The sequence below is a fragment of the Anaerobranca gottschalkii DSM 13577 genome (assembly GCF_900111575.1).
Taxonomy (GTDB): domain Bacteria; phylum Bacillota; class Proteinivoracia; order Proteinivoracales; family Proteinivoracaceae; genus Anaerobranca; species Anaerobranca gottschalkii.
In genome coordinates this window covers 1-17,153 of record NZ_FOIF01000039.1, presented here as the reverse complement: position 1 = coordinate 17,153, position 17,153 = coordinate 1, and the positions used below count along the sequence as shown (strand labels likewise).

The following is a 17,153-nucleotide window of genomic DNA, read 5'->3' as shown; positions in this document are numbered from 1 at the left end:
ACTTCTCAACTACAGGGAGCTCATCCACCTGAAGTTTCCTATATGGTTTATTAACTGGTTCCTTTGAAGGTTTATTAAACACATTCTTTTTAATAAGCAAAGTAATTAAAGTACAGATAATTTCATTTTGCTGCTTGATTATTTCTAAACAATATGTTATAAATTGAGGTAACAACTTGTCACTCCTTTCTTTCTTTGTTTATTTGGTGTGTGTACCTCAATTATGAACGAAGATTAAGGGGGTGGCAAGTTGTTTTTTGTAAAAAGCTATAAATAAAGGTTGTTTAAGCTACTTTTATATAAAAAAAGTTTTACAATACGTTATAAAATAAGGGAGTGGCGAAATGAAAGAATTACAAAGGTTATTGAGAAAATACAATGTTTATATAGTTAATACAGATACATTTATTAAAGCTTTTACCCATACTTCCTATGCCTTTGAAAATAATTTAGGATTAAAGGGACATAATGAACGTTTAGAATTTTTAGGGGATGCTGTCCTAGAGTTAATAATTAGTAAATATTTATTTGATTTTACTACAGAAATAACTGAAGGGGAAATGACTAGACTTAGAGCTCAAATTGTTTGCGAACAATCCCTTGTTAAAGCCGCTAAACGCCTTAATTTTGGAAATTATCTATTGTTAGGTAAAGGGGAAGAGAAAACTGGAGGGCGTAATAAAGCTTCTATTCTAGCCGATGTATTTGAAGCTTTTGTTGGAGCATTGTATTTAGAAGTTGGCTTTGAAAAATGTTACGACATTGTTGTGGATATACTACATGAAGAAATCAACGAAGCTTTCATTAAAGGTGAAACAGACTATAAAACTCAACTACAAGAGTATATCCAGAAAAATGGCGTAAATAAATTGACTTATAAAGTTATAAAAGAAACAGGTCCAGATCATGATAAAGAATTTACCACTTCTGTATATTTAAACGGCAAGTTAATTGGCACTGGTATCGGAAAGAGTAAAAAGTTATCGGAACAAAGTGCTGCCCAGAAAGCATTAGAAAAATTTTTTGGCGGAGATAAGCTCCGCTAAAAAATTTTAGTTTATCTTTTTTCTATTAGGTGTTAAAATAGTGGGCAGGAGGGGATATAATGTATTTGAAAAAAATTGAATTAAATGGATTTAAATCCTTTGCAAATAAAACAGAATTTTTGATAAATCCTGGGATAACTGCTATTGTTGGCCCTAATGGTAGTGGTAAAAGTAACATTATCGATGCTATAAGATGGGTTTTAGGGGAACAAAGTGCTAAGGCACTGAGGGGATCAAAAATGGAAGATGTAATTTTCGCCGGTTCTGAAGGTAGAAAACAGAAAAATTATGCAGAAGTATCTTTGGTTTTTGATAACTCTCAAGGGAAATTAGCCATTGATTATTCTGAAGTAAATATTATTAGAAGAATTTTTCGAGATGGGGAAAGTGAATATTACATAAATAAGACACCTTGTAGGTTAAAGGATATTCATGAGTTATTCATGGATACCGGTGTAGGTAAAGAAGCTTATTCAATAATCAGTCAAGGGCAAGTAGAAGATATTCTCAATAGCCGTCCAGAAGAAAAAAGAATAATTTTTGAAGAAGCGGCAGGGATTGTAAAATACAAAAATAAGAAGAAAGAAAGTTTAAAGAAACTAGAGGAAACTGAACAAAATTTAGTCCGTGTTGACGATATTTTATATAATTTAGAACAAGATTTACCCCAAATACAAGAAGAGGCTACAAAGGCAGAGAAATACAAAAATATTAAAGAAAAACTAAAGGGGTTAGAAGTAGCTTTAGTATTAGAAAAAATCAATAATCTTGAAAAAAATTATAAAGAAACAGATAAACAAATTGAGGAAAAAAGGCTTTTAAAAGAAGAAGTAGAAAAGGCTATACAAGTAACTAATTCAAATAAAGAAGAACTGATAAAAAAAATTAAAGATATTGAATTTCAATTAAATAGTTTAAGGGACCAAGAATTACAAGTGATTAAGGATTTAGAAGGCTTAAAATACAATTTAGAGTTAAATAAGCGGCAATTATCCGATGGTAAAAAGAGAGTAGAAAATTTAAAGTTTGAAAATTTAGAGCTAGAAGAATATCTTCGACAAGTAAATTTAAAAATTAAGGAGCTGGATAATAAATTAAAAATTAATCAACAAGAATTAAAAAATAATAAAAATTTGATCATTGAAGATGAGGAAAAGTCGGAAAAATTAAGAAAAGAAATAGATCAACTTAAAGAAGGATTAGAAAAATATAAAGAAGAAATCATAGAAATATTAAATGCTACTGCAACAATAAAAAATGAATTAAAGAATTTAGAGAGTAATAAAGGAAAACTAATCAATGAATGTGGTAGAAAAGAAAGGGAGCTTATTAGTTTCCAAGAAAAAAGTAATCAACTAAGTGATAAGCTACATAGTAAACAACGGGAATTAGAGGAAATAAATGTTTTAATTGATGACCAAAACACCATAAAAGGAGATCTACTCAATAAAATTTCAGAAATTAAAAATAATATTGAAGTTGAAAAAGATAAATTAGATAAGCAAAAGGGGAAGGTTAATGAACTTAAAACAAAAATTACAGCTCTAACAAATTTGGAAATGTCCTATGCAGGATATAATTTAGGGCCGAAAGAAACATTGAAAAAGTTTAAAGGTCATCCTTCATTAGAAGGATCCATAGCTCAACTATTGACAGTACCTGAGCATCTTACTATTGCCATTGAAGTGGCTTTGGGAAGTAGCTTGCAAAATATCGTTGTTAAAGATGAATTCTTTGCAGCAGAAGTTATTGAATATTTAAGAAAAAATAAATTAGGTAGAGCGACCTTTCTTCCTTTAAACATTATTAAAGGGACCCCTTTAAATATAGAAGATCCAGATATTATTGGTGTTGCTGCGAATTTAGTTCAATTTGAAAAAAAATACAGTGGTATAATGGATTTTCTTCTTGGAAGAATAATTATCGTCAAAAATTTAGATATAGGATTAAAAGTTGCAAAAAAATATAACTATAAATACAAAATTGTTACACTAGAAGGGGATGTGTTAAATGTCGGTGGTGCTATTACAGGGGGTAACTATAATACAAAATCCCTTGGATTAATCCAGAGAGCCCAAGAAATTGAAGCTTTAAAAGTAGAACTAAAAAGAGAAGAAGATGAATTAGTCCAAATTCAATATAATTTAACTAAAGGAGAAGAAGAGTATAAAAAAGTTTGTGAACAGCTAGAACAGCTGCAAAATTATTTGGGAATATTACAAGGGGATAAAAATAATAAATATCAAGAAATTTTATTAATAGAACAAGAGATTAAAACTACTAAAGAGCATATAAATTTAATACAACAAGAAAAAAAATTATTTGAAAATGATTTAAAGGGTTTAGAAGAACAAATTTCTCAAACTTTAAAGGGTGAAAAAATTAAAGAAGATGAAAAGGAAAGGATAACAAATTGTATTAAAGAAATCAATGATTTTATTGAAGAAAAGAGCAATCTATATGAAAATTTAAAATCTAAGATTGTTAGTAAACAAATAACTATAGCTTCTTTAGAACAGGAGTTTCAATCTTTTAAAAAACAATTGACAATGTTAAATGAGGAAAAAAAGAGAACTGAAATTAAATTTAAGGATAATGAGAAAAATATAAATTCAACTATTGAGGAAATTGGAATATTGCAAAAATCTATAGAGGATTTATCTAATGAAAACCTAAAGTTAGAGAAATTAAAAATTAAAATTAATGAACAACAAGTTAATCATCAAGGCCTTAAAAGAGAAGTTGATGAAAAAATCCAACAGACTGAAGAAAAATTAAAGGAACTAGAACAAAGTAAAGAAATTTTGTTGGCTAAACTTAACTCTTTAAATTTAAAAAAATCAAAGATACTTTTGGAATTAGATGGTTTTACAGAAAAGCTTTTAAGTGAGTATTTTTTAACAGTAGGAGAAGCTAGGGCATTAAATTATCCTAATGTTGATGAAAAAGAAGCTACTAAAGAAATAAATATTCTACGGGAAGATCTCAAGGGATTAGGTGAAGTAAATTTAGGGGCCATTGAAGAATATAAAAAAATTAAAGGAAAGATAGATTTCTTAAAAGAACAAAAAAATGACTTAACCCGGGCGAAATTGGATTTGAAAAAGATAATTTTAGAGATGGATCGTCAAATGGCTACACAATTTGAGGAATCCTTTGAAAAGATAAAAGTATATTTTAATGAAGTTTTTCAAAAACTTTTTAATGGTGGAAGGGGTTATTTGCGTTTAACTGACCCAGAAAACCTTTTAGAAAGTGGAGTGGAAATTTTTGTACAGCCCCCTGGAAAAAAACTTCAATCTATGACTTTACTTTCCGGTGGAGAAAAAGCCTTGACAGCCATAGCTTTATTATTTGCTATCTTGAAAACTAAACCGTCTCCTTTTTGCGTACTTGATGAAATAGAGGCTTCATTGGATGAAGCTAATGTGGATAGGTTTGGTGCCTTTTTGAAAGAGATGTCTAAAGAAATACAGTTTATAATAGTAACCCATAGAAAGGGTACTATGGAAAGTGCAGATATACTTTATGGTATTACCATGGAAGAAAACGGAATATCAAAACAAATTTCAGTAAACTTAGAAAAGAGAGTGGGATAGAGATGTCATTTTTAAATCGATTAAAAGAAGGATTAAATAAAACAAGAAATAATATAATGGAAGGAATAGATAAGGTATTAAGTACTTTCACAAAATTAGATGAAGAATTTTTTGAGGAGTTAGAAGAAGTTTTACTATCTGCCGATGTAGGTGTAAGTACTACAATGGAGTTAATAGATGAATTGAGGGAATATTGTAAAAAACATAAAATAACTGATAGTAATGATCTAAAAAACTTCTTTAAAGAACAATTATCTTCACATTTCACTGGCCAAAATAATCAATTAGCTAAAGCTACTACTCCTCCAACTGTTATCTTAGTATGTGGTGTTAATGGTGTAGGGAAAACCACAACTATCGGCAAATTGACAAATATGTTAAAAAATCAAGGTAATAAAGTACTATTAGTAGCTGCCGATACCTTTAGGGCTGCCGCTATAGAACAATTAAAAATTTGGGGTCAGCGAAATAATGTAGATGTAATCAGCCATCAAATGGGAAGTGATCCTAGTGCTGTAATTTTCGACGGTTTACAAGCAGCTAAATCCCGTAAAGTAGATTATGTTATTTGTGATACTGCCGGTAGATTACATTCAAAGATTAACTTAATGGAAGAATTGAAAAAAATAAACCGGGTTATTAAAAAAGAAATCCCCGATGGACCCCATGAAAGTTTATTGGTATTAGATGCAACTACTGGTCAAAATGCTATGATGCAGGCAAAAGCCTTTAGTGAAGCTACTGATCTTACTGGTGTAGTATTAACTAAATTAGATGGTACAGCCAAAGGTGGTATTGTAATTGCAATAAATCGTGAACTTAAAATACCTATAAAATTTGTGGGTGTAGGAGAGGGAATAGATGATTTAAAAACCTTTGATGGTCAAGAGTATGTAAAGGCTCTTTTTGATTAAGGGTTTGGAGGAGATTTTATGGATTTATTAATTATCCAGTGTCAAATGGGAGATATGGAAGCATTTAATAAATTAATAGAAAATTATAAGAATATAGCATTGAAAATGGCTTATGGATTAACAGGAAGTATACACGAGGCGGAAGATTTAATCCAAGAGGCTTTTTTAAGGGTATTTAAATACATTAAAAATTACAAAGGAGATAGTAATTTTACTACTTGGTTATATCAAATAATCCTTAATGTTTATAGGGATAGTTATAAAAAAACTCAAAAAGTAATATTAGTATCATGGGATAATGTCTGTGATAAAATTAAAAACTTAAGTTGTCCCTCTGTTGATTTAGAATTAAAGGAACTTCAAGCAAGTCTTGTTCAGCAGCTTGAGAAATTACCTAAATTAACCCAAAAAGCCATTTTGTTAAAGGATTATTATGGTTTCTCTTATGAAGAGATATCAAATATTCTTCAGTGCTCTATAGATTCAGTGAAAACTAGATTATATAGAGGTAGAAAATATCTTCAAGAAGCCCTTCGTTTTTAAACTGTATAAAAAAGCCTTACATAAGGGCTTTCCAGACTGAAGACAAACTATAGACAAAGTCAACATCAGCTGTGGTAATTAAACAAAGATACGATTAAGTTGAGGAGATAGATTTAAGAGCTGATTAGATAAAAGGAAGAAGGGGTGAGGAACAGGACGTTCCGAAAGCTCTATTGAGCCATGGATGGCGAATTAGAGCGGTACCCTTCTTTCTTTTAGATAGAAGCCTTAAATCTCGACGCAAAACTTTGTTAAAATGTTTAATTACTACAGCCTTTAAAAAATGACTTTGTCTACAAACTGAAAGCCCTTATGTAAGGGCTTTAACTTTATATAGGAATTTACTTCTTGTTAGAATCTTTTTTCTTAATTGGGATACCTAGCTCTTGAGAAACTTCTTCTTGAAATTTTTGAGAATTAAAGATATCTTTAGGTGATTTTTTCATTAATTTTCACCTCCTTTAATTTTATTATTTGTAATTTGTAGAACTAACATGCTAAGAATACTTACCAATAACAAATTTTAAAACTTCCATCATAAATTTGAATAAATATTTGACAATAGACAAATTTTATATTAGAATATGTAAAGGAAAAAAACTTAACACAGGAGTGATTATATGTTAGAAAAGATCACTCATTTAAATGATTTATTTGATATATATAGTCAATTATTAACGACAAAACAAAAAAGGATTTTTGAATTATATTATCATGAGGATTTATCCTTAGGTGAAATAGCCGAAGAAGAAGAAATATCACGGCAAGCAGTTTATGATACATTAAAAAGAGTTGCTAATTTATTAGAACATTATGAAGAAGTTCTCCAGATACAAAGACAAAAGAAGGAAAATTATGAACTTGTAAGGAAAATAGAGTTAGCTTTAGAAAAAAAGGATTTTAACCAAATACAACAACTGTTAGAAATCCTTAAAGAGAATATGAGGTGAATTATTTAATGTTTCAAAACCTTTCTGATAGATTACAGGATGTTTTTAAAAAACTAAAGGGAAAAGGTAAACTTACAGAATCAGATATTAAAGAAGCTATGAGAGAAGTAAGAATTGCCCTTTTAGAAGCTGATGTTAACTTTCAAGTAGTAAAGGATTTTATTAATAAGGTTAGGGAAAAAAGTGTTGGGCAAGAGATACTTCAAAGTTTAACTCCTGGACAGCAAGTTATAAAAATAGTTAGAGATGAACTCCAAGAGCTAATGGGAGGTACCAAAAGTGAGTTGGTATTTAATAAAACTCCCGGTGTAGTAATGTTAGTTGGTTTGCAAGGTGCAGGAAAAACGACTATGGCGGCAAAATTGGCTTTGAGGTATAAAAAGAAAAATAAAAAGCCTTTACTAGTTGCTGCAGATATATATCGCCCTGCTGCAATTAAACAATTACAAGTCCTTGGAGAGCAACTTGGAGTGGAAGTTTTTACTATGGGAGATAAAAATTCTCCTGTGGATATTTGTAAACTCGGATTAGAACATGGGAAAAAAAATGGCTATGATTTAGTTATTTTTGATACTGCAGGTAGATTGCATATTGATGAAAAACTGATGGATGAATTAGAGGGAATTGTTAAAGTTACCAATCCTGATGAAATTTTGTTAGTAGTAGATGCCATGACAGGACAAGATGCTGTTAATGTAGCAAAATCATTTAATGAAAAACTAGATATAACTGGTGTGATTTTAACTAAATTAGATGGCGATACTAGAGGGGGTGCAGCCCTTTCCATAAAAGCTGTAACAGGGAAACCTATAAAACTTGTAGGTATTGGAGAAAAAATTGAAGATTTAGATGTTTTTCATCCTGACAGAATGGCCTCAAGGATTTTAGGGATGGGAGATGTTTTAACACTTATAGAAAAAGCGGAAGCAGCGATAGACTTAGAAAAGGCAAAGGATTTACAGAAAAAGCTGCAAACACAACAGTTCACTTTAGATGATTTTGTAGAACAACTACAGCAAATAAAACAGATGGGTCCTTTAGATCAAATTTTAGGTATGCTCCCTGGTATGGGTGGAGGAAAACTAAAGGGATTATCTGTTGATAATAAAGAGCTGGTAAAAATTGAAGCTATAATTAGTTCAATGACAAAAGCTGAAAGGGCAAATCCCAGTATAATCAATGGTAGTAGAAGAAAGAGGATTGCTGCCGGTTCAGGTACTAAGATTCAAGATGTCAATCGTTTACTTAAACAATTTGAACAAATGCAAAAAATGATGAAACAATTTAGTTCTCTAGAAAAAAGCATGAAAAAAGGAAGAAAACCTTTTCCATTTTTCTAGTTAAATACAGAAAATATGGTGAAATTGAGTATAATTTTTGATCTTGTAAAGGAGGTGAAATAAATGGCAGTAAAAATTCGTTTAAGAAGAATGGGTTCTAAAAAAAGACCTTTTTATAGAATAGTTGTAGCTGACTCCCGTTCACCAAGGGATGGCCGCTTCATTGAGGAAATTGGTTATTATAATCCCCTTACTGAGCCAGCTGTAGTTAAAGTTAATGTTGAAAAAGCTCAAGAATGGTTAAAAAAAGGAGCTCAGCCTTCTGATACTGTTAAATCATTGCTTAAAAATGCTGGTGCTCTACAAAAATAGACCAGAGGAGGTCTTATAATGAGAGAGCTAGTAGAATTAGTGGCCAAATCCTTAGTGGATAAACCAGAAGATGTAATAGTTACCGAAAAGAAAAGGGATAAAACTATTATCATAGAGCTTAAAGTGGCTCAAGAGGATATGGGAAAAGTAATTGGTAAGAGCGGTAGAATAGCTAAAGCTATTCGCACTGTGGTGAATGCCGCTGCAGCCAAAAATAATTTAGATGTAGTACTTGATATCTTGGGTTAGAGTTTTTCTCTAACCCTAAAATCTAAAAGATGGTGAAAAATTATGGATAAGAGAATAAAAGTAGGAAAAATTACATCTACCCACGGAGTAAGGGGAGAAGTAAAAGTATATCCTTTAACAGACTTTCCAGCTAGATTTAAAAAGGGAAATAAAGTATTTTTAGGTGAAGATCAATTAACTATTGAAAGAAGCAGACCTCAAAAGAATTTATATATATTAAAATTTGAAGGGTTTGATAACATAAATGATATTTTAAAATTTAAAGATAAATATTTAGAAATTAATAAAGAACAATTAACTCCATTAGAAGAAGGAGAATATTATATTTTTGATATAATGGATTGTGAAGTTTATGATGATAGTGATAATTTTTTAGGCATTGTAACTTCAGTTTTTTCAACTGGTAGTAATGATGTTTATGTAGTTAAAGGAGAAAATAAAGAATATTTAATACCAGCTATAGAATCAGTTATTTCTTCTGTTGATATCGATAAGAAAAAAATAATTATAACACCTATTGAGGGGTTATTAGAATGAAAATAGATATTTTATCTATTTTTCCAGAAATGTTTTCAGGTCCTTTAGATACAAGTATTATAAAAAGGGCTCAGGAAAATGGTATAGTCCATATAGCAATCCACAATATCAGGGATTATAGTAAAAACAAGCATAAAAAAGTTGACGATTACCCTTATGGTGGTGGTGCTGGTATGGTTATGAAACCAGAACCTATCTTTGACGCCCTTGAATGTATTGGTTACAGACAAGAATCAGAAATAATTTTATTAACACCACAAGGGGAACAATTTACTCAACATATTGCAGAAGAATTAGCTCAGAAAGAACATTTAATATTTATTTGTGGACACTATGAAGGAATTGACTATAGGGTTTATGAATATTTTAAACCTAGAGAGATATCCATAGGGGATTATGTACTTACTGGAGGAGAACTACCAGCGATGGTTATAATCGATGCAGTAGTAAGATTGTTACCTGGAAGTATAGGTAAGGAAGAATCCCATAAAAACGATTCTTTTCAAAATGGTTTACTGGAGCATCCCCATTATACTAGACCTAAAGAATATCGGGGTATGCAGGTTCCACCAGTTCTCCTTTCAGGAAATCATGGGGAAATTGAAAAATGGCGTTTAGAAAAATCTATAGAAATTACTAAAAAGAAAAGACCAGATCTCTTTAAAAAATATCAAGAAAAAAATAATGTAAATTACTAAAGAAAAGTTTGTATTAATCATTAAACTATGATAAAATATTATGGGTATTACGGATGGTCCTCTGCACTTAAAATTAAGTGTAAGAACATCTAGGATGGAAGGAGGGAATTTACATGGAAATAATCAAGCAATTGGAACAAGAACATATGAAGTCCGATATTCCTCAATTTAAACCTGGTGATACTGTCAGGGTACACGTTAAAGTTATTGAGGGACAAAGGGAAAGAATTCAGGTTTTTGAAGGTGTTGTAATTAAACGCAAAGGAAGCGGTATAAGAGAAACTTTTACTGTAAGAAGAATCTCTTATGGCGTTGGTGTGGAAAGAACTTTCCCAATTCATTCTCCTAGAATTGATAAAATTGAAGTTATTCGTATCGGTAAAGTTAGAAGGGCTAAACTTTATTACTTACGTAATCTTACCGGTAAAGCAGCAAGAATTAAAGAAATTAAAAATTAAGATAAGGGGCTGTTCTCGTCAGCCCTTTTTCTATATATAAATAAGGCCTATTATATTTGGGAGTGAGGCAAATGAAAGAATTGAAAGAATGGATAAAATCTATAATAATTGCTATAATATTAGCTTTAATTATTAGATCTTTTATTATGGAAAGTTTTATTGTAGATGGTAGTTCAATGCAGCCAACTCTAGCTAATCATCAAAGGGTTTTAGTTAATAAAATATCTTATAGGTTTAGAGAGCCTAAACGGGGAGAAATAATAGTTTTTCCTCTACCTAATGATGAAAATAGAATTCTTATTAAAAGGGTAATTGGTTTGCCAGGGGATAAAGTGGAAATAATAGATGGTAGATTATTTTTAAATGATGAAGAGGTACGTGAAGATTATATACTTTTTAAAAGTGATAATGGTTTTGGACCAGTAGTTGTCCCTGAAGATAAAGTTTTTGTTTTAGGTGACAATAGAAGTAAAAGTATCGATAGCAGAAATTCGCAAGTAGGATTTATTGATATCGAAAAAATTAGAGGAAAGGCATTTTTGAGATATTGGCCATTGAGTAAGTTTACATATTTTAATTAATAATGGGGTGAGAAAAATGCAATATCAGTGGTATCCAGGCCATATGGTAAAGGCTAAAAGATTGATTAAAGAAAATTTAAAGTTAGTAGATTTAGTATTAGAACTTTTAGATGCTAGGATACCTTTAAGTAGTAGAAATCCTGATATTGATGAAATAGTTGGGCAAAAACCAAGAATAATTTTATTATCTAAATGTGATTTGGCAGATAAGGAAAAGACTAATCTATGGATTAATTATTTTACAAAGAATAATATTAAATGTGTAGAAGTTGATTTGATTAAAGGTACTGGGCTAAAAAAAGTCCTATCTTTAGCTAAAGAAATAGGTGCTCAAAAACATCAAAATCAATTACTTAAAGGAAGGATAAATCGTCCTACCCGGATGATGATTCTCGGAATTCCCAATGTAGGAAAATCAACTTTGATTAATAAGTTGGCTAATAGAAGTGTTGCTCAAACAGGTGATAAACCAGGTGTGACAAAAAATAAACAATGGATAAAAACTGGAAATAATTTAGAAATGATGGATACTCCAGGTGTATTATGGCCTAAGTTTGATGATGAAATGGTAGGTTTTAAATTGGCAGTAACGGGAGCAATTAAAGATGAAATAGTCAATGTTGAAGATATGGCTTATCGTTTGATTCAATTTTTAATGGATAATTATCCAGGATTATTAAGTAAGCGATATGGAGTACCAGAAAATACATCTGCCCCAGAATATTTAATAGCTCTCTCAGAAAAAAGAGGTTTTCTAAAACAAGGGAATACTGTAGATTATATGAAAGGTGCAGAAGTATTGGTTAGGGAGTTTAGACAGGGTAAATTAGGAAGAATAACATTAGATTTATTATAAGCGCCGTAGGCGCTTTAAATGTTTTTTATAAAAAGCAGGGATTTTCTCAAATTAACTAGAATTATATAATTGGGGTGATGAGATGCTTCAAGATTTAACCATAAAAGAAGTTCAGCAATTTGTAAATAATCAAGAGAAGAATCAGGAGTTAATAGATCTTTTATTAGCTGATGGACGTCAAGGATTAAAAGTATTAGCAAATAAAATTAAAAGGGAAATACAAGAAAGGGTTTTCTATGAACAGCTTTGGAACTATGAAAAAAAGTACTGGGAAAAAGGCTTAACAGTTATAGGTTTAGATGAAGTGGGGCGTGGTCCATTGGCAGGACCTGTGGTGGCAGCTGCAGTAGCCTTTGCAAAAATACCTGATCTTTTAGGATTGAAAGATTCTAAAAAATTAGGAGAACAAGCCAAAGAAGATTTAGCAGATAAGATTAAGGAACAAGGATTGTTTTATAATATAAGTGTGATAGATAACAATGTAATTGATCAAATAAATATTTTAAATGCTAGCAAGTTGGCGATGGTAAATGCTGTAAAAGGGCTAGGACAAGCTATAGATCTGTTACTAATTGATGGTAATTTTACCATTGATTATCCTGCTGAGCAAATACCTGTAGTAAAAGGGGATGAAAAAGTAGGTTCTATAGCAGCGGCAGCAATAATTGCAAAGGTATATAGGGACAACTATATGCTGGCTTTACATAAGAAATACCCCATGTATAACTTTGCAAAAAATAAAGGATATCCTACAGAAGAACATTATTGGGCATTAAAAAAATATGGTCCTTCTCCTGTTCATAGAATTACTTTTAAAGGAGTAAAAGAAGGTTTAGGGGGGATTTAGTGATGAGAAGAGTTGCAGTAAATCTTTTAAAAGAAGGAGATATATTGGCAAATCCGGTAAAAAGTCCTAGTGGCTCTATTTTATTGGCTAAAGGTACCAGGATAACCCAAAACATAAAAAACAAATTACCACAATTAGGGATAGCTTTTGTTTATATAGAAGATAGTACTTTACCTTATTTAAGTATTCACGAAATTATTAGTGAAGATAATTTAAGTGAAGCTATAAAAACTATAAAAAAGAGATCATTAATAAGTATTATTATTGATGGAGTGCAAAGACATACTAGAGAAAACTTAGATTTGGATAGATTAAACTCTATTGTTAATAATATAATTGATGAGTTAATGGATCATAAACTTATCTTATCTAGTTTTGCAGAACTTAAATTATTAGATAATTATACCTACCAGCATAGTATTAATGTATGTATTTATTCATTAATTATCGGTCATAGCTTAAAATTTACTAGAACGCAACTTTTTCAACTAGGATTAGGGGCATTGTTACATGATATAGGTAAAACAAAAATTCCTATCAGTATTATAAATAAGCCAGGGATTTTGTCTGTCGATGAATATGAAAAAGTGATTGCCCATACTATTTTGGGTTTTGAGCTTATAAAGAAGGCTGGGAAAATACCCCTTTTATCTGCCCATGTAGCCTTACAACATCACGAGAGGCTAATGGGAAGTGGATATCCTAGGAAATTAAAAGGAGATGCTATTCACCCCTTTGGTTATATTGTGGGAATAGCAGATATGTTTGACGCTTTAACGGCAGAAAAGCCATATAGACCTCGTTTTTCAATAAAGGACACTATCGAAATTTTAGAATCTAGTGGTGGAAACCTTTTTCCTCAAGAGTATATTGAAAAATTTTTACAAACGGTTATACTTTACCCCTTGGGATATAAGGTAAAACTAAATAACGGAGAAGTGGGAGTAGTCATAGGTCAAGGTAAAAATCCATTAACCCCTATAATTAAGGTTATAAAAGGGGAATTCTATCAAATTTTAGATTTAGAGGAATACCCTCAGTTATTTATTGAGGAAGTTGTTTATGAATAAACAACAATTAGCTAAAAATGGAGAAGATATAGCTGCACAATATTTACAGAGTCAAGGACTTATTTTAATTAGAAAAAATTTTAGGTGTAAATTAGGAGAGATAGATTTAATTTTACAAGATAAAGAAACTATCGTATTTTGTGAAGTTAAAACTAGGACTAATTTAAAATTTGGCGATCCTTTAGAAGCAATAGATAAAAAAAAGCTAAATAAATTAGTTAAATTAGCTCAATATTATTTGATAACAGAAAAGAACAATAACCCCTTTAGAATTGATTGTGTAGGAATATACATTCAAGGTGAAGATTATTTTATCAATTGGATTAAAAATTGTACTTTATAATTTCACAAGAAAGGAAGTAGCTTTATGGATTTATTAATTTTAAGTACCGGAAAAATGGGTCAAAAAACTTTGGAATTAGCTTTAGAAGATTCTTTTTTTACAAAAGTTAAAGCAATTAGTTCTGAAGAGTTACATATGGAAGAATATACTCAATACAATGTAGTAATTACTTTTTCACGACCTCAAGCAATTTTCAAAACTTTAGATTATTGTCTAAGAAAAAATATACCCCTTGTTATTGGGACTACTAACTTTACCAATGATCAACAAAATGAAATATATAAAAGTTCAAAGAAAATACCTATCTTACAAGCATCAAATATGTCTGTAGGTATGAATTTACTGTTTAAATTAGCTGAAATTACAGCTCAAATTATTGGGGGGCAAACAGATATTGAGATAATAGAAGCACATCATAATAAAAAAAAGGATGCTCCTTCTGGAAGTGCCAAAACTTTAATTGATTTTATTCAAAAAGGTTTAGGATATGATACTAAACTTAAGCACGGACGGATAGGAGAAGAAGTTAGGGAAGAAAGAGAAATAGGTGTTCATGCTATAAGGGGGGGTAATATAGTAGGTTACCATGAAGCACAATTTATTGGACCTTTAGAAACAATAAAACTCTGCCATGAAGCCCATGATAGATCAGTTTTTGCCAGTGGGGCATTAACTGCTTCTAAGTTTATAGTAAATGTACCCCCTAATTTTTATACTATGGAAGATGTTTTTGACTTCACTTTAAGAAAAAGGAGTTAGTGTTAACTCCTTAAATTTTATATAAGAACCACTTACAAGTTGCTTTTTCATATTTAAGTTCATAGATTTTTTCTATACCGTTAATAATACTTTGACATTTAAAAATTAGCATGATATTACCTGCTAAACGTTCTTGATTTACAGTTAAAACATTATCTACTTTAATAACTTGGTTCCCCTCTTCACTTTCAAAACGATATTTAATAGGCCGTGGTTTTCCTTCTTGATTAAACCAAACAATCATATCTATAGGTTTCATGACTACTTTCATCTAAAAACCTCCTTTAGAGTATACTAGACATCATTGGATAATCTTCTTCTTTTATAACTCCACCTTGTAATGGGCTAATTTCTGAATGTAAGTAACAAGAAGGGAAAATTGAATCTTTACCATATTTTAAACGAATTTTATCTATGGCGTTATCTAGACGTTTATACTTGATGGGATCTGTCTCAAAAAAGGATAGTTGATGGAAATCATTATCGCAAAAATCTGTTAAATGTATGCCCATCTGTCGAATTGGTTCTTTATTCCACATTTCAGTAAACAGATTTTTAACAGTTTCTAAAATTATTTTTGTACAGTTGGTATAGTGGGATAGTTTTTTTTGATGGGAATAATACTCAAACTGGTTATTTTTAATGGAAACACTTACAACAGAAGCACACTTTTGTAAATTTCTTAATCTAAAACAAAGGTTTTCGGTAAGTCCCATGAGAATTTTATGGGCATCTTCTTTTGTAGTAACATCAAAGGGAATAGTTGTAGAGTTACCTAGGCCTTTCATAGGTAAGCTTTCATTTCTAACGGGAGAATTTTCTCTTCCATTGGCATAATTCCAAATTAGGATCCCGTGACTTTTTAGGAAACTATATAAAAAATCAGGATTTGTATTAGCCAATTGACCAATTGTTTTAATATTTTTTGCTAAAAGCTTTTCTTTGGTTTTGGAACCTACCATAAATAATTCACCGACAGGTAAAGGCCACATTTTTGCGGGAATTTCTTCTGGAAATAAAGTGTGAACTTTATCAGGTTTTTCAAATTCTGAAGCCATTTTTGCCAATAGTTTATTAGAGCTTATTCCAATATTTACTGTAAAGCCCAAAGTTTTTTTAATATCATCTTTAATTAAGTTGGCGGCAATTTCAGGGGGGCCGAAGTGTCTTTCTAAATTGGTATAATCTAAAAAAACTTCATCTATAGAAAAAAACTGAATAGATGGAGAATATTTTCTTAAAATTTTTCCCATAGCAGCACTACAGTCCATATAAAGTTTATATCTAGGAGGTACAATTACCAGATGGGGACACTTTAGTTTAGCAGAGAAAAGGGTTTCGCCTGTTTTAATATTGTATTTTTTAGCAGGAATAGATTTTGCTAATACAATACCACTCCTTTTTTTTATATCACCTCCTACAACAGAAGGAATTTCCCTTAAATCCACTTTACTACCTTGTTGTAATTGATAAACAGCCTCCCATGACAAATAAGCAGAATTTACATCTATATGAAAAATAACTCTTTTTGTCATATAATCGCCGTTACAGAAAACTTATAAAACTTTATAAAGTTTTTTATCAAACCTTATAAAAGCTTATGTTTCCTTCCTTGTTCATCGTGTCCAGTTTCGAAAAAATCTACTCCTGTTTTGTTTAACACTCCGAAGGCTTAAATTCCCGACTAACGTATCGGTACATATCAATAGTTGCTTTAGGTGCTAAGCTATTGATTTACCGTAATTTTTTAAATTTATACTTGCATTTAAATCCCTATCTATTTCATAGCCACAATCATTACATCTAAAAGTTCTTTCTGATAGAGAAAGTTTGTCTTTTATACTTCCACAGCTACTACAAGTTTTAGATGAAGGATAAAACCTATTTACAAGTATAAATTTAATATTATTCCATCGGCATTTGTATTCCATCTGTCTCCTAAATTCACGGAATGTTTGTTCTTGGATTGCTTTAGATATTTTTTTGTTTTTTAACATTCCCTTTGTATTTAGGTTTTCCATAACTACATATTCTGGTTTGGTTTTCACCAA

General features: G+C 30.7%; 20 protein-coding genes. 17 read left to right on the top strand and 3 right to left on the bottom strand.

The window, feature by feature from the left end; translation table 11 throughout:
- Positions 1 to 344: 344 nt before the first annotated feature.
- The 17 genes from rnc to dapB all read left to right on the top strand — a co-directional run bounded on the left by rnc (position 345) and on the right by dapB (position 15,102).
- Positions 345 to 1,046 (top strand): ribonuclease III, encoded by a 702-nt coding sequence (gene rnc / locus BMX60_RS08885; protein ID WP_091351134.1) that lies wholly within the window; start codon positions 345 to 347, stop codon positions 1,044 to 1,046.
- 59 nt (positions 1,047 to 1,105) lie between these two features.
- The gene (smc, locus tag BMX60_RS08880) at positions 1,106 to 4,645 is read left to right on the top strand and encodes a chromosome segregation protein SMC (RefSeq protein WP_091351133.1); all 3,540 of its coding nucleotides are present in this window, start codon (positions 1,106 to 1,108) and stop codon (positions 4,643 to 4,645) included.
- Between the two features lie 2 nt (positions 4,646 to 4,647).
- Positions 4,648 to 5,559: a signal recognition particle-docking protein FtsY gene (gene ftsY / locus BMX60_RS08875; RefSeq protein ID WP_207648428.1), complete on the top strand. Its 912-nt coding sequence runs from the start codon at positions 4,648 to 4,650 to the stop codon at positions 5,557 to 5,559.
- Between the two features lie 18 nt (positions 5,560 to 5,577).
- Positions 5,578 to 6,102 (top strand): RNA polymerase sigma factor, encoded by a 525-nt coding sequence (locus tag BMX60_RS08870; RefSeq protein WP_091351131.1) that lies wholly within the window; start codon positions 5,578 to 5,580, stop codon positions 6,100 to 6,102.
- Between the two features lie 620 nt (positions 6,103 to 6,722).
- Positions 6,723 to 7,052: a YlxM family DNA-binding protein gene (ylxM, locus tag BMX60_RS08865; RefSeq protein WP_091351130.1), complete on the top strand. Its 330-nt coding sequence runs from the start codon at positions 6,723 to 6,725 to the stop codon at positions 7,050 to 7,052.
- A gap of 8 nt (positions 7,053 to 7,060) precedes the next feature.
- On the top strand, positions 7,061 to 8,392 hold the full coding sequence (ffh, locus tag BMX60_RS08860) for a signal recognition particle protein (RefSeq protein WP_091351129.1): 1,332 nt from the start codon (positions 7,061 to 7,063) through the stop codon (positions 8,390 to 8,392).
- A gap of 63 nt (positions 8,393 to 8,455) precedes the next feature.
- Positions 8,456 to 8,704 (top strand): 30S ribosomal protein S16, encoded by a 249-nt coding sequence (rpsP, locus tag BMX60_RS08855; protein ID WP_072905433.1) that lies wholly within the window; start codon positions 8,456 to 8,458, stop codon positions 8,702 to 8,704.
- A gap of 18 nt (positions 8,705 to 8,722) precedes the next feature.
- Entirely contained in the window at positions 8,723 to 8,953 is a 231-nt protein-coding gene (locus BMX60_RS08850; protein ID WP_091351128.1) for a KH domain-containing protein, read from the top strand.
- Positions 8,954 to 8,995: 42 nt separating this feature from the next.
- Positions 8,996 to 9,490 (top strand): ribosome maturation factor RimM, encoded by a 495-nt coding sequence (gene rimM, locus BMX60_RS08845; protein ID WP_091351127.1) that lies wholly within the window; start codon positions 8,996 to 8,998, stop codon positions 9,488 to 9,490.
- Entirely contained in the window at positions 9,487 to 10,188 is a 702-nt protein-coding gene (gene trmD / locus BMX60_RS08840; protein ID WP_091351126.1) for a tRNA (guanosine(37)-N1)-methyltransferase TrmD, read from the top strand. Before rimM ends, trmD begins: the two co-directional genes overlap by 4 nt.
- Before the next feature lie 113 nt (positions 10,189 to 10,301).
- The gene (gene rplS, locus BMX60_RS08835) at positions 10,302 to 10,646 is read left to right on the top strand and encodes a 50S ribosomal protein L19 (protein ID WP_091351125.1); all 345 of its coding nucleotides are present in this window, start codon (positions 10,302 to 10,304) and stop codon (positions 10,644 to 10,646) included.
- Between the two features lie 71 nt (positions 10,647 to 10,717).
- Positions 10,718 to 11,227 carry a signal peptidase I gene (lepB, locus tag BMX60_RS08830; RefSeq protein ID WP_091351124.1) on the top strand — a complete coding sequence of 170 codons (510 nt, stop codon included), beginning with the start codon at positions 10,718 to 10,720 and terminating at the stop codon, positions 11,225 to 11,227.
- A 16-nt stretch (positions 11,228 to 11,243) separates the two neighbouring features.
- Positions 11,244 to 12,083 carry a ribosome biogenesis GTPase YlqF gene (gene ylqF, locus BMX60_RS08825; protein ID WP_091351123.1) on the top strand — a complete coding sequence of 280 codons (840 nt, stop codon included), beginning with the start codon at positions 11,244 to 11,246 and terminating at the stop codon, positions 12,081 to 12,083.
- 82 nt (positions 12,084 to 12,165) lie between these two features.
- Positions 12,166 to 12,930, top strand: a complete 765-nt coding sequence (locus BMX60_RS08820; RefSeq protein ID WP_091351122.1) for a ribonuclease HII — start codon at positions 12,166 to 12,168, stop codon at positions 12,928 to 12,930.
- 2 nt (positions 12,931 to 12,932) lie between these two features.
- Positions 12,933 to 14,000, top strand: coding sequence for an HD-GYP domain-containing protein (locus BMX60_RS08815; protein WP_091351121.1), 1,068 nt, complete (start codon positions 12,933 to 12,935; stop codon positions 13,998 to 14,000).
- Positions 13,993 to 14,343 carry a YraN family protein gene (locus BMX60_RS08810; RefSeq protein ID WP_091351120.1) on the top strand — a complete coding sequence of 117 codons (351 nt, stop codon included), beginning with the start codon at positions 13,993 to 13,995 and terminating at the stop codon, positions 14,341 to 14,343. The genes BMX60_RS08815 and BMX60_RS08810 overlap by 8 nt, the downstream gene beginning before the upstream one ends.
- A gap of 24 nt (positions 14,344 to 14,367) precedes the next feature.
- Entirely contained in the window at positions 14,368 to 15,102 is a 735-nt protein-coding gene (gene dapB, locus BMX60_RS08805) for a 4-hydroxy-tetrahydrodipicolinate reductase (protein WP_091351119.1), read from the top strand.
- 10 nt (positions 15,103 to 15,112) lie between these two features.
- Here dapB and BMX60_RS08800 read toward each other — a convergent pair whose 3' ends face one another.
- The 3 genes from BMX60_RS08800 to BMX60_RS08790 all read right to left on the bottom strand — a co-directional run.
- The gene (locus tag BMX60_RS08800) at positions 15,113 to 15,373 is read right to left on the bottom strand and encodes a hypothetical protein (protein WP_091351118.1); all 261 of its coding nucleotides are present in this window, start codon (positions 15,371 to 15,373) and stop codon (positions 15,113 to 15,115) included.
- A gap of 13 nt (positions 15,374 to 15,386) precedes the next feature.
- On the bottom strand, positions 15,387 to 16,637 hold the full coding sequence (locus BMX60_RS08795; RefSeq protein WP_091351117.1) for a DNA polymerase Y family protein: 1,251 nt from the start codon (positions 16,635 to 16,637) through the stop codon (positions 15,387 to 15,389).
- Between the two features lie 186 nt (positions 16,638 to 16,823).
- Positions 16,824 to 17,153: RNA-guided endonuclease InsQ/TnpB family protein (locus BMX60_RS08790; protein ID WP_143055918.1), on the bottom strand; the 330-nt coding region annotated here is incomplete at its 5' end.

What these genes read in the sequence shown, in the direction of transcription:
- rnc (WP_091351134.1), top strand. Translation starts at nt 345, where the DNA reads ATGAAAGAATTACAAAGGTTATTGAGAAAATACAATGTTTATATAGTT.
- smc (WP_091351133.1), top strand. Translation starts at nt 1,106, where the DNA reads ATGTATTTGAAAAAAATTGAATTAAATGGATTTAAATCCTTTGCAAAT.
- ftsY (WP_207648428.1), top strand. Translation starts at nt 4,648, where the DNA reads ATGTCATTTTTAAATCGATTAAAAGAAGGATTAAATAAAACAAGAAAT.
- BMX60_RS08870 (WP_091351131.1), top strand. Translation starts at nt 5,578, where the DNA reads ATGGATTTATTAATTATCCAGTGTCAAATGGGAGATATGGAAGCATTT.
- ylxM (WP_091351130.1), top strand. Translation starts at nt 6,723, where the DNA reads ATGTTAGAAAAGATCACTCATTTAAATGATTTATTTGATATATATAGT.
- ffh (WP_091351129.1), top strand. Translation starts at nt 7,061, where the DNA reads ATGTTTCAAAACCTTTCTGATAGATTACAGGATGTTTTTAAAAAACTA.
- rpsP (WP_072905433.1), top strand. Translation starts at nt 8,456, where the DNA reads ATGGCAGTAAAAATTCGTTTAAGAAGAATGGGTTCTAAAAAAAGACCT.
- BMX60_RS08850 (WP_091351128.1), top strand. Translation starts at nt 8,723, where the DNA reads ATGAGAGAGCTAGTAGAATTAGTGGCCAAATCCTTAGTGGATAAACCA.
- rimM (WP_091351127.1), top strand. Translation starts at nt 8,996, where the DNA reads ATGGATAAGAGAATAAAAGTAGGAAAAATTACATCTACCCACGGAGTA.
- trmD (WP_091351126.1), top strand. Translation starts at nt 9,487, where the DNA reads ATGAAAATAGATATTTTATCTATTTTTCCAGAAATGTTTTCAGGTCCT.
- rplS (WP_091351125.1), top strand. Translation starts at nt 10,302, where the DNA reads ATGGAAATAATCAAGCAATTGGAACAAGAACATATGAAGTCCGATATT.
- lepB (WP_091351124.1), top strand. Translation starts at nt 10,718, where the DNA reads ATGAAAGAATTGAAAGAATGGATAAAATCTATAATAATTGCTATAATA.
- ylqF (WP_091351123.1), top strand. Translation starts at nt 11,244, where the DNA reads ATGCAATATCAGTGGTATCCAGGCCATATGGTAAAGGCTAAAAGATTG.
- BMX60_RS08820 (WP_091351122.1), top strand. Translation starts at nt 12,166, where the DNA reads ATGCTTCAAGATTTAACCATAAAAGAAGTTCAGCAATTTGTAAATAAT.
- BMX60_RS08815 (WP_091351121.1), top strand. Translation starts at nt 12,933, where the DNA reads ATGAGAAGAGTTGCAGTAAATCTTTTAAAAGAAGGAGATATATTGGCA.
- BMX60_RS08810 (WP_091351120.1), top strand. Translation starts at nt 13,993, where the DNA reads ATGAATAAACAACAATTAGCTAAAAATGGAGAAGATATAGCTGCACAA.
- dapB (WP_091351119.1), top strand. Translation starts at nt 14,368, where the DNA reads ATGGATTTATTAATTTTAAGTACCGGAAAAATGGGTCAAAAAACTTTG.
- BMX60_RS08800 (WP_091351118.1), bottom strand. Translation starts at nt 15,373, where the DNA reads ATGAAAGTAGTCATGAAACCTATAGATATGATTGTTTGGTTTAATCAA.
- BMX60_RS08795 (WP_091351117.1), bottom strand. Translation starts at nt 16,637, where the DNA reads ATGACAAAAAGAGTTATTTTTCATATAGATGTAAATTCTGCTTATTTG.